Source organism: Proteus sp. TJ1640, from assembly GCF_003144445.1.
GTDB classification, from domain to species: domain Bacteria; phylum Pseudomonadota; class Gammaproteobacteria; order Enterobacterales; family Enterobacteriaceae; genus Proteus; species Proteus penneri.
Window position 1 is genome coordinate 89,262 of record NZ_PENY01000018.1, and the last position, 16,274, is coordinate 105,535.

Below are 16,274 nucleotides of genomic sequence, written 5' to 3' on the forward strand. Positions count from 1 at the left end.
ACCTTGAAAATAGAATATTTATTTTTTACTATCGTTATCTTCTACGATATATATTCCCTGACTATCAACGACGACATTAATTTTTTTTTGTGATGATGACGTAAGCCAAAATTTATAAAATGGTATTTTTTCAATAGGCTTAATAGAAAAAATTGTCCGCCAATTTCTATTATTTAAATTTTGAAATTCACCTGAAATACCAATATAAGGATATTCCTCAGTAACTTGCCCTACTACCTCAATAGGTTCACTTCCTGGTAATAAATAAACTTGCTTACTACTTGACAAATTCTTTCCTAATACATTATTCGGATTATAATGTAAGGTAAAGAAATCTGAATTCATAAATTCATTCTCAGATGATAAGTTAAAAATATTTATTTTTAATGGCGCTGGATCACCAATAGAATTAATATTTGCATCCGAAGTAGAAGAAATAGAAAGATTATATTTAGTTATCGTAGTTTGTATTTCTTTATTACCTCCATCACTTCCAGAACATCCAAAAAGGAATAGACTTACCATAAACAAATATAATAAGTTATTCGTATGAGGTATAAAAAAATAAGATATAAATTTCATTTTATTTATCTATTTTTCCTTTTTAAATACTTTTAATACGTTTTTTTACGCTATGCTCCCAATAAAAGGATCACTGGTTGACTAGGTACAATACGCATACCTATTGCATTTATGATATTTTGTTGTGTCATACTTGTAAGACGTGTTGCAGGAAAACCGACAACTAAAAAACTTTGTACTCCCGTAATATGTTTCGATAATCCTTTAATGGTTCCTGAGCAAACTCCCCCGAAACAGCCCGCTTCATCACCCGTTGTTACTGGGTTTATTGTGGCTAGATTATGTGCAGGCATTGAAGAAAACTGGACACCTAATACATTTGGAATTGCGGTTCCCCCCAATCCCATATTGGCATAAGGAATAGGGATAGGGATTGGTGGAGTTTGGCAAACATCCGGTGCTGCTAAATCTAATCCGCCTAATTGACAATTCGCAAACATAGCTATATTCCTTAAATTAAAAAATTAACCAACGTGGATCTGTTCTGAATCTATTTTGGTTATTTTTTCTGCCGTGATCAGTGTGTTATGTGAATGCAGTCTAAGATAGTCTTGTGCCTGATAATCAAGTTGTCCGGTACGAAGATGCTCGGTATTTTCAACGCGTCTAAATGAAAGTTGACTTAATTGTGTCGTGGTGTGCCAAACTGACTCATAACGTTCACCAATCCAACGATTAACCCCAACATGCACATCAATCTCATCGCCCTGATAGGTCAATTTTTCAATGGCATACTGAGCCTGAATAGTATTAATTTGTAAGGTATTACTGCGCATTTCTAAGGTTTGTTCACTGTTTAAAATAAGCGAACCGCCTTGTGTTGAAATCGTCAGATCACCTTGTATGGCAATTTCTGTTTGTGGTTTTTGAGTGGCTTTTTCTAACACCGCAAGTAACCATAATGTGTCATTAACGGGTTGACTTAACAGCACAACATCGCCAATTTCAGGCATAATTAAACAGCTAGCCGCACGCCGACAATGCCAACCGAGCCCATCAATATCAACAATAATGCTTTTGTCAGGCAAAATATTGACGACATAACCACTACTCTGCTGTGACATATTGGCTGATAGCGTTTTCGGTAAGGTTGCAATACTCATTCATTTATTCCTTTGATGACTTAATGGTGTTTTTTATTCATGGGTTTAACCCCAGTTTTCAGCCAGTAAAAGCTCAGGATCGTTTTCTAAAACACCTGTTTTATCACCCCACTGCGTCTGTTGTTGAATAGAACGATGAAACTGAGTCTGATTAAAGCGAGCGCCCTCAAAGTTTGCTTCACTGATATTGGCATATGAAAAATCAGCATATTCAAGGGATGTGTTAGTAAAAACAGCGCCTATCGCCTGGCTTTTACTAAACAGAGCTTGCGCTAATTGACTGTCGACAAAGCACGTTGATATCAAAGTTGCATTTATCCACATTGATTGATTCATTACGCTTTTTTTGCAATTGGCATACGATAGATCGGCATCAATAAATTGTGCGCCATCCGCATTAACTTGAGATAAATTGGCATGTTGCAGTGAAGCACCATGAAATAAACAATGTTTTAATGTTGCAGAGGCAAAATTGACATTATCAAGTTGATTGCGCGTAAATTGGCACTGTATAAAAACTAAGTGTTGATAAGCTAAGTTCTGTTGTTGACATTCAACAAAATTAACTTGTTCAAAAACAGTCTCCCTAGGAATATATTTACGCAGATCCATTTGATAAAAAACAATTTTAACCAAATGAGCCTGTGTAAAATCACTTTGATTAATTTCAGACTCTAAAAAAACACTTTTAGTCAGTTGTGCATTGCAAAAACGAACTTGCTCTAATTGACATTCATTAAATTGCAACACCTCTCCCGTTATTTTTTCAAAATTAGCCTGCTGCAAATCGCATTTACTAAAAATGATAAAAGAGAGAGCAAGATGACTAAAATTAGCCTTAGATAAATTTGATTCACTAAAACTTGTATTATCTAAATGCGCTTGACTCAATATAATCTCAGGCATAGCACATTTAATAAATAAACACTGTTTTAAATGACAACCTGTTAAATTAGCTCGGGTTAAATTAACATGACTGAAAACGCCTCCCGATAGATCACAATGAGATAAATCAATTCCCGATAAATCGAGATCTTCAATTACCTCTCCTCGTTTGATTTTCTGCTGTAACAACATGGCATTGATCATCAAGCAACTCCTTTATGGGTATATAAAGGATAAATCTTCATTTGCTTAATAAATGCATCTTCCATCGTCGTTGTTTCATCCATAATTGCTTGTGAAATATCAGCTCTAAATAAATTTGCTCGATTAAAATTACAACCGATTAAATATGCTTTCTTTAATAAGCTCCCCATTAGGTTTGCATGCTCAAAATTACTAGCTTCAAGATATGTACGAATAAAATTACTGTTATTTGCTTGTAAATAAGAGAGATCAGCAGATATTAAAGATGCTTCAGAAAAATCACACTCAATAAATTTAGCTCGATGTAATTCGCTATTATTGAGATTAATTTTAGCTAAATTACATTGCGCAAAGTGCGCACTACCAAAAGTAGTATTCGCTAATGAAGTTGATCCGAGAAAAGCACTCTGTTGTACTTTAGCTTGCGTAAAGTCACAGTGAGAAGCATTACAGTCCACCATGGCACAGTTTTGTAACTGTGCATCTTTAAATGAATTGAATGGCATTTCACAATCAGTAAAACTAGATTTAAAAAATTGGGCTGCGGAGAAATTTACCTCTTTTAAGATGGTTTCATTATTGAAAATGACATTCTTAAAAGAAGCCTTATAAAAATAGCAACCATCAAATGACGCTTTCTGAAAAAGTTGGTTTGATATATTTGCCTGAGAAAAATCACAATCATCAAAAACAGCCTCTTCGGTGACAGAATTCACTAATGTAGCGCCGGTAAAATCACATTGTTTACAATCACTTTGTGCAAATGTTACTTCATATAAAACACTATTGCGTAATAATGTTTTATGCATTTTAGTGCGAGCTAACAACGTTTGAGTTAACTGACAGTCATTAAATATTGCATCACTTAAATCCGCACTTTCCATCATGGTTCGCGTTAAGTTTGCGCCACTAAAATCAAGATGAGAGAGATCTGCACCAGTAAGATCACAATCGGTAAAATCACGATCTTGTGATAATTTAGCAATCACCCATTGGCGCAACTTCGCTTTTTCGCTGTTATTAAGGGGTGAAATACGATGTTGAGTTTGTACACTTAAACGATAAAGTTGATATAAATTTTCTCTTTGGGCCGGCTTTAACTCACCCTTTTGCTGTTGACGTAAGTTTTCGCATAATTGATAAAATGCAAAGGGTCCTGCAGGGCGTTTATCTTCAAACTCTTGGGCTGTCTCAATATGCTGATTTAAATGTTGTTTAGCTTCATTATGTGTTTGATCCGCCATCCCTTCTAATTGAGCCATAAATGCAGGTAACTGTGACAATGTCGGGGAAGCGAGATCAGGAGATGCTTTCACTTGCGCAGGTAATTGAGTGCCTACAGCTTGTAATTTACTCTCTATATCCTGATAAACAGATTGTTTACGTGCAGCTAAATTTTGTTGTAATGGGGTCGTTTCACTCGTATTTTGCTGGGTATCAATCCATTCACCAATAGCCTTTTCAGGTATTAAATCTTGATCTTGAAAAGCATATGTTGCGCCTTTCTCTTTATCGCTACGTTTAAGCCATACATCTCGATAATGTTCAATTGAGCGCGGTGCAATGCTCTCTTCCAGGGCTGGCATCAGTAAATGAACATTATGTGCATCATCTTCTTCAATTGGATACTCACCATGATAGACAAAAATCATCTTATCAAGGTGGGGTACAAACCAAACTGTCGTATGACGCATTTCAATTTCTGAAAAAAGTGTTTTCCCTAATGTGGTATGATGAATAAAACAACGCGCTTTCCAAGCGGGTAAAGTACCACTTTGCAGATGATATTCAGGGTGCATATTTTCAATCAGATAAGGCATCGAAAGTGGGAGTGATGTATGTTCTAGCCATTGTTGATCTTCAGGCGCCATATTAAACAAACGAGAGTCTGTATCTGAGGCAAAACCTAGTGCACCTTTTTTCACCCATTCTTCATCATAATTTTTACCGATGTATTGCTGACGAGCAGGCCATGTAAAATCTATTGGCCCAAAGCCTGCGGGTGTAATAATTTGCGAAGGGAACGTTAAGCGCTCTGAGGGTAATTCTATATTGGGTAGCCAATGTGAAAATTGACTATTTTCTGCACCAATCCCTTGAGGATTATCGAGAACATGCTCGCCACCATAAGCATGAGCCCAATCAATGGGCATAGAATGAAAAGTAGCTGGTTTTGAAGCCATGTCTGCATGCCACTGACGATCACCCGATACAATGAGCGATTTTCGTTTATCACCTAATGTAATACTGACTTGGCAAACATTCTCAGATAAATAACTATGCGGATAGGCATAACCAACGGCTAAAAATTCAGGATAAGACTTAGGATAAACAAGATCGATAATACCTTGACTGCAAGTTAGCTCATCTTTAGCTAATTGCCATAACTCAGGCTCTGGACGTAATTGCATTAATGCATCTTTCATATCAACCAAAGCTAAAATAGCAACACTTAAATAAGATGTATCATTTTTATAATAAGGACGATGCATAATACTAAGACGCAATGGCTTAATTATTTTCATTTTTAATTATCATCCTTAAACGCTATTTTGAGCATATAAAAATCAAATATAAACATCATCATATTAGATAATATCTTTTCTATTTATCGTTTTCACTAAAGATAAAGCACTAATAATTTTGCATTTAATTCCAAGGAACCTAATTCTATTTTATTTTTAAATAGATGGAGTATCGTGTTATCAGATAATATCTTGGCTGCGGTTACCCCTAAATAAACAGGTACAACTCTCGCTTCAAACTGTGTTGAATCAATATGCATACCTCTCACTTTAATATCAGCACCGACTGCTTCAACACGCAAACCTGCGGCAAATACTTTTCTTAAAGCAGCCTCCACGTCTGTTTGTACAACAACTTTTGCATGATTAGCGTTATACATCTCTACAGCATCTAGATTAACGACAGCGTTACTTGTTCCTTCAATTAATAATTTGAAATCATTTTCAACTGAAATATCCATATCTTTTTCAGCATGCATCGTAAAACTTTCATTGCCTTGAGCATCATCCATAAATAGGCTATTAGCATTAGCTATATTGCCATCTTTAGAACGAGTCATAATGCCCATGCGAGTTGCATTACCAGGCAAATCCCAAGGAGGCATATTTTCTTCATTATAAACTCGACCTATAATAATCGGCCGGTCTGGATCACCATTAATAAAATCAACAATGACTTCTTCACCAATCCTTGGAATTTGGACACCACCATACTGCCAACCCGCCCAATTACTAGATACTCGAACCCAACATGAACTTGTTTCATTACTTTCGCCATATCGGTCCCAACGAAATTTGAGTTTTACCCTGCCATAGCTGTCAGTCCATATTTTTTCATTTTTAGGACCAACAACTTCTGCTGTTTGTGGACCATGTGTTTTAGGCCAAGGCGTACTCTTTTTAGGTCGCCATTGGGTATCTGCAGGCAAGACAATAAAATCGATATAATGCTCCGCAGTATCATGGTCATTGCTTGAATAACTATTTTCTTTAAAGAAATAACTCGCACTAATAACCATATACTCGCGTGCATCGATAGGACGAGGCGCATTATCCAGTAAAAAACGACAACCTGGTGCAATACCTATTGAAGATGCACGACCCTTTATAAGTTCATGGTTTGCGACAAACTCTTGTTGGCGAATACTTGTATAAAATTGGCCATGGCTTTGTTCGGTATACACTCCCGGCCAATCAAAAATTTCACTTTTTTCTTTAGCATAAGAAAATGGATTACGACAATTTTCTAATAAATTAGCGCGAGGCTTTTTAAAATCATAATCATCCATGCTGTAAAGGCTTGGAGTGATAATATCGGAAATATTCCATTGATAGATTGAGGCGTCATTTTCTGTTAGCCCCCCTTCTATCTGACGATAAACAATTTTTGAATAACCTTCTAAAGGATCATGTTGTTGAGGAGAATCACTTAATACTAATGTATGACCATTAGCATGATGAGAAAAGTAGAAATAAATACCTTCATGTTCCATTAAACGACAAATAAAGTCGTAATCACTTTCTTGATATTGGACACAATAATTCCAAATCCGATAATTATGTGTAAGACGATTATCAACATTAATTTGATATTCATTCAAAATACTGAGAACAATTTCAGGAACACTTTTTTCTTGATAAATTCGACAATCTTTATTCTGAGTTAAATACCAAAGAGTCGGTGATAGTGTAACACGATAGAGATAATATCTTTTCTCTGATGCTTCTCTACCTAATAACGACATACTCGTAATAAGACCATTTAAATATCGTGTAGGTGCTCGATGGTCATCGATTTTAATAGTGAGAGATTTTCCTAAATGTTCTTTTAAATCAATGGTATTTTTCGGACAAAGTAATTCAACATCAAATTTGTAAATATCTGAGAGCTTCTCTTCACCTGTCAATTTATAGAATAGAAGAGGTTCGAATAAGTTTGTAATTTGCCCCACAGTAAAAAGATGTTTCGAATTTAGCATAATTATGTCCATTTATAGGAATAATAAAACTTTTTATTTCAAATGAAATCAAATATGAGATTTTAGATATCTTTTTCAAGTAATAGACTATATCAATTCGTTTTCATTTTCCATTAACCCGTTATCATATGTCAAATCAATTCTAGAAAATTAAAAAAAATGACTCAAAAATATGGCATAGTATATTGGTAATATTACTAATACAGTATTCAAATATTGAATAGTATTAATTTATTTCCCATTAAATAAAGAATAAATTAAATTACCTTTATTGATTAATATCAATAAAGGTAATCATTACAAAGAGAATATTATGTGTATCAATTTTATTGATTTTAACTCCACTTTAAAAATATTTTTAATTTTAAATTGAATGTTATTTTTAAGTAATAATTATTATATTATTTTAACTATTGTTATATTATTTTAATTTATTAAATTATATTTGATTGATAGGAGAGCAACGACGTAAAATAATAGTTTTTATTATTTAATGTGATGAATGAAACATTCCTTAGCTAAAATACAATTTTACTGTTTTCTTTGGGTTAGTTTCTGTAAACCTTAATAAGCTATCTATAAACGATAAGAACATCCTTACTTTAGGTAGGCTCGAAACGGAATTCAACACGAGTATGTTTACCTTGCGCATTTCTGCCTAATAGCACTCCTTTGAGTAAATTCTCCTGAAAACGTTTTGACATTCGTTGAATTGAAAACAGTTTACTAACTGATATTTAAGGAATTAGTTGATCACAGGATTAGAACACGAGTTAATTGATATTATTTTATAATGAAAATATCGTGTTCGATGAATTTTATACCAACAATTATATTTCTATCATAATACCGAAGCTTTTCTACTTCACTGAAATTGACATCTTCGCCAATTCTGGATTATTGACCTAAAAGAATGATAGTGGCAATTCAACCTTATGACCATTCTGATCTTCTACCGCTTTAACCACTTAAAACTCAGCGACATCCTCACAAGGTATTTCTAATCCAGTCAGCGTGGCAAAAGTGGCGCTAGAATCGCCAAAAGGTTCCACTTTCAGAATCGTATCCCTTAAAACTTTTCCTTGTCCATCTTTCATTCGTAACGTGAGTTCAAGCACACCAAACTCCACGTGGTCTAAAACCATATGGTTACCGCCATTATCGAGGGTAAATGAATAACCACTGTAGCCTTGGTTAATAAAGTTTTAACTTGTATGCGAGATGCTCGCATAACGTTGTTGTTGTTCAGCCAAACTATGATGAGTTTACCTCATTAAAGGCCTTACAAACTATTAATCTTGATGATCCTGATGCAGTAAAAGCCTTTAAAACCGAACATTATTTGGATGATGAGAAATTCGCAGAACTTCAAATAATACGTTTACCCGCAGATCGCAAGATCCAAGATTATCGCTCAAGTTATAATGTAGTGGTCAACTAAAATTTAGAACCATTGGGATGAACCAGAAGAAATAGTCCGTTACCATCTGTCAGCTTATACGCTTTATCTTCAGATTTTGCAGAACGAACCTTAGTATCGGAAAGTGCCATTTTAACTATCCTCGTAGCCAAATTGCGGGTACAAAACTTTATCGAATCGGCATATACCCGCAAATGTACCCACATCATTAACTTGATGTCGGTTGAGTTGAGTATACGTTGGTAGAGTTAAAACGCGAGGAAAGCCTTGTAAAACAAGGATTTTAGATACAAAAAAAGACGTCTTTTGACGTCCATTGATGTTCTTATGGTGCCGAAGGCCGGACTCGAACCGGCACACCCGAAGGCGGTTGATTTTGAATCAACTGCGTCTACCAATTTCGCCACTCCGGCACTGAAGTGTGTCTGGAAAACCCGCCCATTATACTTGCGTGAAGAACACTCGCAACAATTATTGTTTGTTTTCAGTTTGATTGGCGAAAAAAAGTGCATTTAAGGTTTGTTGCTATCATAAAACACAACTTATAGTTTACACTAGAGTATCTATCGTTAATGCTTTAATCATGTTGTATTGATAGATCACTTGTTTTGTGTCTGAATTTATTCGTTATCTTATTTTTACTTTTTTCTTATCTTTTTTCTTTTAAAGATTACATCATCATAATATAAATTTATTAAAACTAACTTATTCAATCGATATATTTTAAAATATATAGCGATAAATAAAAAAAGGATCAAAACTTGGGTTAGTGTTTTGATCCGACAGTACTGCTAATAGAGGGCTTAGTTTTATTTTAATGACTATAAGTTATTTTTATAGCGTCACTGCCCTTTTCTTCCCTGGTGTGAGGAAGAAAGTAGTTATGTTTCATTAATATAATGTACTTATTTACTGCTATTTTACTGCTATAACGAAGGTACTATTCTTTAATATAATGGTGTTGAAATATTACTATTAATATATAACTTACTTATTATTGAAGAGGCTCATTTTATATATGCCTTCTTATTGCTTCACTCTATTATTGCTGTGTTATCTTTGCTCTGTAACGCTTATATTCTCAGTCTCTCAACTTGATGAAGCTATAATAAGTTTAATTGTACAATCCCACAATCAGTAAATTATTACAAAATATGACACACCCTTATATTGCCTTTATAAACATCCAAAAAACAAATCAAACAAAGATACAATAAAGAATAATAAACTATAAAACATCGACAACCAAGATTATAACACCATTCATTAACATTTTCTTGATATACACTTCCTAACTCAATAATAAAGAAAAGCTAATGAAATGATTAAAAAAAGGGTAAACTGAGGAAAATTGTAACTTAACGGTAATACTTACCTCATTTTTAGAGGATAAATATAAGGAAAATGTCTTTTTATGATGCAATTTTTCTTCACTATCTTTTTCTTAGAGACAATTTGACACATTTAATGCCAACTTTTTGATAACAGGCTCTTGCGCTGATAGACATTCTTATTTCTGATAATATAATCAAAATTTGGTTTAAATCTGATTAGAAGGCGGTGTTATGGGCATTGTTGGCTGGATTATCACAGGCATATTTGTTGGTATTATCTTAGGTGCCGTATTAAAAATGATAAAGAAAAAATAGCGCGATAAGAAAGGCACCAATTTAAAACATAAATCATTTTATGTTTATCGCATTCCTTTCACTTCACTGACTTCTGTTGAAAGTAAAAATGAAAAAACATTTTCTAAAATATCTTATGATCCCCGTCGCTTTACTGACATTGAATGCGTGCAGCCAACGTTCGTCATTACCACCAGCGACACAACCTTCTATGTTAAATCAACAGAACAGTGTGCCTGAATTAACACAATGGCCTACGGCATTAAGCCCTAATGTAAGCAATGCAAGAACACTGTTTGATAAATATGCCTCACAAATTTATCAAAAGAGTCATCCTCAAGGTATGGTTATTGTCATGATCAATAACTCTCAAACCTTGAATCGTTCTTTTGGGACAACAACACCTGAAAGCCGTAATGCACCATCCATGAACTCACTGATCCGCATCGCGTCTATCACAAAACTGATGACGAGTGAAGTGATGTTAAAGTTACAAGATGATGGAAAATTATTAGTCACTGATCCACTGCAAAAATATAGCTACTATGGTGTAGACATCCCATTAGTCAGCGCTCAATCCCCTATCCGTCTTTATCATTTAGCAAGCCATACCAGTGGTTTTCCTCGAGAACAACCTGGCGGAAAATGGGGAAGACCTGTTTTTATTTGGCCAACTCATGGCGACCGTTGGAACTGGTTAAAAAAAGCAACATTAACATCGCCTGCGGGTAATCAAGCTGCATATTCAAATTTAGCGTATGACTTATTAGCAGATGCCTTAGTAAAAGCATCAGGTAAAAGTTATCCTCAACTTTTACAACAATATGTCACTCAGCCTGCCGGTATGACTAACACAACATTGACGCCAACCCCTGCACAATGCCAAAGATTATTAATAGGATATAAACCAAGCCCATGTTCTGACACTATTGCTGCAGCCGGAAGTGGTGGTGTGTACTCGACGCCTGCCGACATGCAACGTTGGATGCAAGGCTTTTTGACTTCTCATAATGCCATGCGAAAAGCAACGGCAAGCAAAGAGCAATCTGTCTATTTCCCTCGTAATCGACTCTCTTCAATAGAAGGAATGGATGTTGCGGGCCGTGCTGATGGTGTAGGTTTAGGTTGGGTTTATATGGCTCCCGCCAATGAAATTCCGGCAATTTACCAAAAAACCGGCGGCGGCGGCGGGTTTAATACTTATATGGCAACCATTCCTGAATTAAATATCGGTGTATTTGTGGTGATCACCCGTAAACCTAATGGCACTAAATTTAGTGAAGTGACTCAGGGGACTAATGCGCTTGTTCGAGCACTAGCAAAAGATTTTTATCAGTGATCGCAAACACTATAGCGATAAAAAAAGCGCCCTATCTAAGGCGCTTTTTGTTTTTCTAGCTGAAGTGGATATTACCTAGCGATTACGCCTCATCAATAACCATAGACTCAATGTTAGGAATAATATTGCTGGTACTAATGCTGCAATCACGGCAGGTATGCCATAAACCAAACTTAATCGTCCTGAAACTTCATTGACGATATAAAACAGGAAGCCAAAAGAGATACCCGTTAGAACTCTTAATCCCATTGGTACAGTGCGTAATGGGCCAAAGATAAATGACAATGCCATCAGCATCATTACCGCAACAGAAACTGGCGCAAAGATTTTTTTCCAGAAATTCAGCTCATAGTTTGCTGATTCTTGCCCACTCTGTTTTAGATATTTAACATATTGATAGAGTCCACTAATCGATAATGCATCTGGATCTAAGGCCACAACACTCAGTTTTTCTGGCGTTAATCGGGTTGGCCATTCAAGTGATACCTGTTTTTTACCGGTGATTTTTTGTGGATTGGTTAAGTCTGATTGTTCGACTTGTTTTAGCATCCACGTTTTTTTATCGACATCATAGGTTGCACTTGATGCATAACGCACCGTTTCTAGTTTTCTATCATTATTAAAATCATAGAGCGTGATGCCTTGCATCTCATTTTGGCTCTTTATTCGGTTGATATGAATAAATTGGTTGCCATCTTTAGCCCACATACCACGGTTAGTAGAAACTAAAGAGTTACCCATGATTTTTTCGGCACGATAGTTACGTGCATATTGTTCACCTTGTGGTGCCCCCCATTCGCCAATCAGAACTGTTAACAGTACTAATGGAATAGCGGTTTTCATCACAGAACCTGCGATTTGCAAACGTGTAAAACCAGATGCCTGCATCACCACCAGCTCACTACGTGTTGCCAATGCACCTAACCCTAATAATGCACCGAGTAACGCAGCCATGGGGAAGAAGATCTGCACATCTTTAAGGATATTTAAGATCGCATAAATACCCGCATCAAGTGTGGTGAAATCACCTTGCCCTACTTTACGGAGTTGATCGACAAATTTGATAATGCCAGACAGAGAAACCAGCAAAAATAGTGTCATCAAAATCGACTGTAAAATAGTACGCCCGATATATCTATCTAATACACCAAACATCAGGCAACTCCTTTCTTAAAGCGAGCTCGGAATTTACGCATAGGCAAGGTATCCCAAACATTCAATAAGATTGCCAAGGCAAGATAAACGCCATTAACACTCCACATCGCAATGAGAGGGTCAACTTTTCCTTTTTCGCCATTAGAATGTAGCGAACTTTGTAATAAGAAAAAGACCAGATAAAGCAACATTGCGGGTAACATACTTAATACGCGACCTTGGCGTGGGTTAACTTCACTTAAAGGCACGACCATCACCGCCATAATGACAACAGAGAAAATCAAAGTTAAGCGCCAATGGAATTCAGCGATAGATTCGGTTTCATTAGAATGCCAAAGCTCAGACATTGTCTTTTGTTCTACGCGATTGCGATTAATCGTGGATTCTCGATGTCCAATTACCGCTTGGTAGTCATTAAAATCGGTAATACGAAAATCACGTAGTACTGCCGTACCTTCATAGCGAGTCCCCTCACTCAATACGACTATCTGATTCCCGTTAGGTAATTCTTTGGTATAGCCTTTATCTGCCACTACAACAGAAGGACGTTGATCTTGTGTTGGACGCAATTGTGCAAGGAACACATCTTGGAATTGGTTTCCTTTTACACTACCAAGATAGAGTACCATATTGCGGTCACTGGACATTTTAAATTGCCCTTCCATTAACGCGGCTAAACTTGGGTTTGCTTTAGCATCCTCAAGGACTTGCTCTTGATGCACCGAAGACCAAGGAATAAGCCAAATGACATTTCCTGCAGCTAATGCGCTGGTCAGTAATGAGAGCAACAGTGCCGCTTGCACTAATGCTTTCTTACCTATTCCGCACGCATTCATGACGGTTATCTCACTTTCAACATAAAGTTTGCTGTAAGTCATCAGAAGCCCAAGAAAAAGGCTTAATGGAAGAATAAGCTGTGCCATCTCAGGAATTCCCAGCCACAGCAGAGAAACCACGAGGTTTGTAGGAATGTTACCTTCAACAGCAGCCCCTAAAATTTCAACCAGTTTCTGGCTAAAAAAGATAAGCATCAAAATAAATAAGATGGCTATCTGGCTTTTAAGGGTTTCCCGAGCTAAATATCGAATTATAATCACGCTAGTTATGCCTGTGAAAACTTGTCTTTTTGCAGGAAAATCGCTAACTTCGTTGTATATCTATCATTTGTGCATCTCAGTTAGACATTCTTGCAGCCCAAATGATATCAAAACATGCTATAAACAGGTTCCCAATAAGAACAAGCTTATAAGTTAGCTAAATTAGTTGTATTCAATTAATGCATTTAGCTTAACATAAAAAGTAAACTTTCTATGGGGTAGATTAATGCGGATCACTATTCTAAACGATACTTTCCGTTTTTGTCTTTAATATTCAGGAGAACGCATGGAGTTTAATGTAAAAAGCGGCAGCCCAGAGAAACAACGCAGCGCTTGTATTATCGTGGGGGTGTTTGAGCCTCGTCGTTTATCTCCGATCGCGGAGCAACTTGATAAAATCAGTGATGGCTATATCAGCGCCTTATTACGCCGAGGTGAGCTGGAAGGCAAAGTTGGACAATCACTGCTGTTACATCATGTACCTAATGTTCTCTCTGAGCGCGTTTTACTGATTGGTTGTGGTAAAGAGCGTGAATTGGATGAACGTCAGTATAAACAGATCATTCAAAAAACCATTAACACGCTCAATGAGACTGGCTCCATGGAAGCCGTATGCTTTCTGACTGAGTTACATGTTAAAGGTCGTAATAATTACTGGAAAGTACGTCAAGCGGTTGAGACTGCAAAAGACTGCCTCTATACCTTTGATCAACTAAAGAGCAATAAGACAGAATTACGTCGCCCATTACGTAAGATGGTCTTTAATGTTCCTACTCGCCGTGAACTACCTAGTGGTGAGCGTGCCATTGCTCATGGCTTAGCTATCGCATCAGGCATTAAAGCATGTAAAGATTTAGCAAACATGCCACCAAATATCTGTAATGCTGCTTATTTAGCTTCTCAAGCGCGTCAATTAGCAGACTCCTCTTCAAATGTTTCTACGCGTGTTATTGGCGAAGAGCAAATGAAAGAGCTCAATATGAATGCTTATCTTGCGGTAGGACAAGGCTCTCAAAATGAATCTTTAATGTCGATTATCGAATATAAAGGCAATAAAGATCCTGAAGCTCGCCCCATTGTGTTAGTCGGTAAAGGCCTGACATTTGACTCGGGTGGTATTTCTATCAAACCTGCTGATGGCATGGATGAGATGAAATATGACATGTGTGGTGCTGCAACGGTTTATGGTGTGATGCGTGTTGTTGCTGAACTCCAGTTACCGATTAACGTCATTGGTGTACTTGCGGGCTGTGAAAATATGCCGGGTGGAAAAGCCTACCGTCCTGGTGATATCTTAACAACAATGTCCGGCCAAACCGTTGAAGTATTAAACACCGATGCTGAAGGTCGCTTAGTATTATGTGATACGTTAACTTATGTTGAGCGCTTTGAGCCTGAGTTAGTTGTTGATATCGCAACATTAACAGGTGCATGTATGGTGGCTTTAGGGCATCACTATAGCGGATTAATGTCTAACCATAATCCATTAGCACATGAGTTAATGAATGCATCAGAGCAAGCGGGTGACCGCGCTTGGCGTCTACCATTAGGCGATGAGTTCTATGAACAAATCGAATCTAATTTTGCTGACTTAGCAAATACAGGTGGTCGTTTAGGTGGCGCAATTACTGCCGGTTGTTTCTTAGCGCGTTTTGCGACGAAATATAACTGGGCTCACTTGGATATTGCGGGTACAGCATGGCGTTCTGGTAAAGCCAAAGGCGCAACAGGTCGTCCTGTTTCTTTACTGTCTCAATTCTTACTTAATCGCGCGGGTTTGAATAGCGACGAGTAATACCGCATAATTATCAGGGTTAAGGTATTACCCTATTATTAGGGTAAATAGAGCAGACTCCAAGAAGGGTATTGCAACGCAATACCCTTCTGTTATCGGGATATCATGAAAAACGCCACGTTTTATTTAATGGAACACCCATCAATACACGATGATTTACAGGCTCATGAGTGGCTTGCCTGTCAACTTACCGCTGAACATTGGCGATTAGGCAAACGTATTTTGTTGGTTTGTGAGTCTCAGGCTCAAGCTGAATTGCTTGATGAGGCATTATGGGCAAGAGAACCTCATCAGTTTGTTCCTCATAATCTAGCAGGTGAAGGGCCTCGTTATGGCGCTCCTGTTGAATTATGTTGGCCTGGAAAACGTGGTAATGCACCTCGTGATCTCTTGATTAATTTGCAATCTCAATTCGTAGACTTTGCCACAGCTTTCCATGAAGTGATAGACTTTGTACCTATCGATGAACAATTAAAACAGTTGGCGCGTGAACGATATAAAATTTATCGTAGCGTCGGCTTTACTTTGACAATGGCTACGCCGCCAACCTATTGAATACGTA

Annotated in this window: 12 protein-coding genes, 1 tRNA gene and 2 pseudogenes; 4 read left to right on the forward strand and 11 right to left on the reverse strand. The window is 36.9% G+C overall.

Annotated features, from left to right (window positions below):
* Window positions 1-18 precede the first annotated feature (18 nt).
* The 7 genes from tssJ to DK861_RS18425 all read right to left on the reverse strand — a co-directional run bounded on the left by tssJ (window position 19) and on the right by DK861_RS18425 (window position 8,477).
* Entirely contained in the window at window positions 19-582 is a 564-nt protein-coding gene (gene tssJ / locus DK861_RS06585; protein ID WP_109399631.1) for a type VI secretion system lipoprotein TssJ, read from the reverse strand.
* A gap of 50 nt (window positions 583-632) precedes the next feature.
* Window positions 633-1,022, reverse strand: coding sequence for a DUF4150 domain-containing protein (locus DK861_RS06590; RefSeq protein ID WP_109399632.1), 390 nt, complete (start codon window positions 1,020-1,022; stop codon window positions 633-635).
* Window positions 1,023-1,046: 24 nt separating this feature from the next.
* The gene (locus DK861_RS06595) at window positions 1,047-1,685 is read right to left on the reverse strand and encodes a DUF3540 domain-containing protein (RefSeq protein ID WP_109399633.1); all 639 of its coding nucleotides are present in this window, start codon (window positions 1,683-1,685) and stop codon (window positions 1,047-1,049) included.
* Window positions 1,686-1,730: 45 nt separating this feature from the next.
* Complete coding sequence (locus DK861_RS06600; protein WP_109399634.1) at window positions 1,731-2,774, reverse strand: pentapeptide repeat-containing protein; 1,044 nt, start codon at window positions 2,772-2,774, stop codon at window positions 1,731-1,733.
* Window positions 2,774-5,299: a DUF2169 domain-containing protein gene (locus DK861_RS06605; protein WP_109399635.1), complete on the reverse strand. Its 2,526-nt coding sequence runs from the start codon at window positions 5,297-5,299 to the stop codon at window positions 2,774-2,776. The genes DK861_RS06600 and DK861_RS06605 overlap by 1 nt, the downstream gene beginning before the upstream one ends.
* Before the next feature lie 95 nt (window positions 5,300-5,394).
* Window positions 5,395-7,278: a type VI secretion system tip protein TssI/VgrG gene (gene tssI / locus DK861_RS06610; protein WP_109399636.1), complete on the reverse strand. Its 1,884-nt coding sequence runs from the start codon at window positions 7,276-7,278 to the stop codon at window positions 5,395-5,397.
* Window positions 7,279-8,246: 968 nt separating this feature from the next.
* Window positions 8,247-8,477 carry an IrmA family protein gene (locus DK861_RS18425; RefSeq protein ID WP_275425645.1) on the reverse strand — a complete coding sequence of 77 codons (231 nt, stop codon included), beginning with the start codon at window positions 8,475-8,477 and terminating at the stop codon, window positions 8,247-8,249.
* 53 nt (window positions 8,478-8,530) lie between these two features.
* Between DK861_RS18425 and DK861_RS06620 the strand changes: the two are divergent.
* Window positions 8,531-8,710, forward strand: a pseudogene (locus tag DK861_RS06620) (hypothetical protein); the annotation flags it as partial.
* Between the two features lie 8 nt (window positions 8,711-8,718).
* Here the strand turns inward: DK861_RS06620 and DK861_RS06625 are convergent.
* Together DK861_RS06625 and DK861_RS06630 are read right to left on the reverse strand one after the other, a co-directional pair.
* Window positions 8,719-8,829 (reverse strand): annotated as a pseudogene (locus tag DK861_RS06625) (Arm DNA-binding domain-containing protein); the annotation flags it as partial.
* A gap of 197 nt (window positions 8,830-9,026) precedes the next feature.
* Window positions 9,027-9,111, reverse strand: a tRNA-Leu gene (locus tag DK861_RS06630).
* Window positions 9,112-10,435: 1,324 nt separating this feature from the next.
* Here DK861_RS06630 and ampH point away from each other — a divergent pair.
* Window positions 10,436-11,665, forward strand: coding sequence for a D-alanyl-D-alanine-carboxypeptidase/endopeptidase AmpH (gene ampH / locus DK861_RS06635; protein ID WP_109399637.1), 1,230 nt, complete (start codon window positions 10,436-10,438; stop codon window positions 11,663-11,665).
* A gap of 75 nt (window positions 11,666-11,740) precedes the next feature.
* Here ampH and lptG read toward each other — a convergent pair whose 3' ends face one another.
* The gene (gene lptG / locus DK861_RS06640) at window positions 11,741-12,820 is read right to left on the reverse strand and encodes an LPS export ABC transporter permease LptG (protein ID WP_072064532.1); all 1,080 of its coding nucleotides are present in this window, start codon (window positions 12,818-12,820) and stop codon (window positions 11,741-11,743) included.
* Window positions 12,820-13,917, reverse strand: a complete 1,098-nt coding sequence (gene lptF / locus DK861_RS06645) for an LPS export ABC transporter permease LptF (RefSeq protein WP_072064533.1) — start codon at window positions 13,915-13,917, stop codon at window positions 12,820-12,822. The genes lptG and lptF overlap by 1 nt, the downstream gene beginning before the upstream one ends.
* Window positions 13,918-14,203: 286 nt before the next feature.
* Here lptF and pepA point away from each other — a divergent pair, with 286 nt between their 5' ends.
* The gene (gene pepA, locus DK861_RS06650) at window positions 14,204-15,712 is read left to right on the forward strand and encodes a leucyl aminopeptidase (protein WP_006535637.1); all 1,509 of its coding nucleotides are present in this window, start codon (window positions 14,204-14,206) and stop codon (window positions 15,710-15,712) included.
* Window positions 15,713-15,817: 105 nt separating this feature from the next.
* Entirely contained in the window at window positions 15,818-16,267 is a 450-nt protein-coding gene (locus DK861_RS06655) for a DNA polymerase III subunit chi (RefSeq protein ID WP_006535638.1), read from the forward strand.
* Window positions 16,268-16,274: the final 7 nt, after the last annotated feature.

Excerpts from the sequence above, each read along its gene's own strand:
- DK861_RS06605 (WP_109399635.1), bottom strand. The coding sequence starts at position 5,299 with ATGAAAATAATTAAGCCATTGCGTCTTAGTATTATGCATCGTCCTTAT.
- lptG (WP_072064532.1), bottom strand. The coding sequence starts at position 12,820 with ATGTTTGGTGTATTAGATAGATATATCGGGCGTACTATTTTACAGTCG.
- ampH (WP_109399637.1), top strand. The coding sequence starts at position 10,436 with ATGAAAAAACATTTTCTAAAATATCTTATGATCCCCGTCGCTTTACTG.
- DK861_RS06590 (WP_109399632.1), bottom strand. The coding sequence starts at position 1,022 with ATGTTTGCGAATTGTCAATTAGGCGGATTAGATTTAGCAGCACCGGAT.
- DK861_RS06595 (WP_109399633.1), bottom strand. The coding sequence starts at position 1,685 with ATGAGTATTGCAACCTTACCGAAAACGCTATCAGCCAATATGTCACAG.
- pepA (WP_006535637.1), top strand. The coding sequence starts at position 14,204 with ATGGAGTTTAATGTAAAAAGCGGCAGCCCAGAGAAACAACGCAGCGCT.
- DK861_RS06600 (WP_109399634.1), bottom strand. The coding sequence starts at position 2,774 with ATGATCAATGCCATGTTGTTACAGCAGAAAATCAAACGAGGAGAGGTA.
- tssI (WP_109399636.1), bottom strand. The coding sequence starts at position 7,278 with ATGCTAAATTCGAAACATCTTTTTACTGTGGGGCAAATTACAAACTTA.
- DK861_RS06655 (WP_006535638.1), top strand. The coding sequence starts at position 15,818 with ATGAAAAACGCCACGTTTTATTTAATGGAACACCCATCAATACACGAT.
- tssJ (WP_109399631.1), bottom strand. The coding sequence starts at position 582 with ATGAAATTTATATCTTATTTTTTTATACCTCATACGAATAACTTATTA.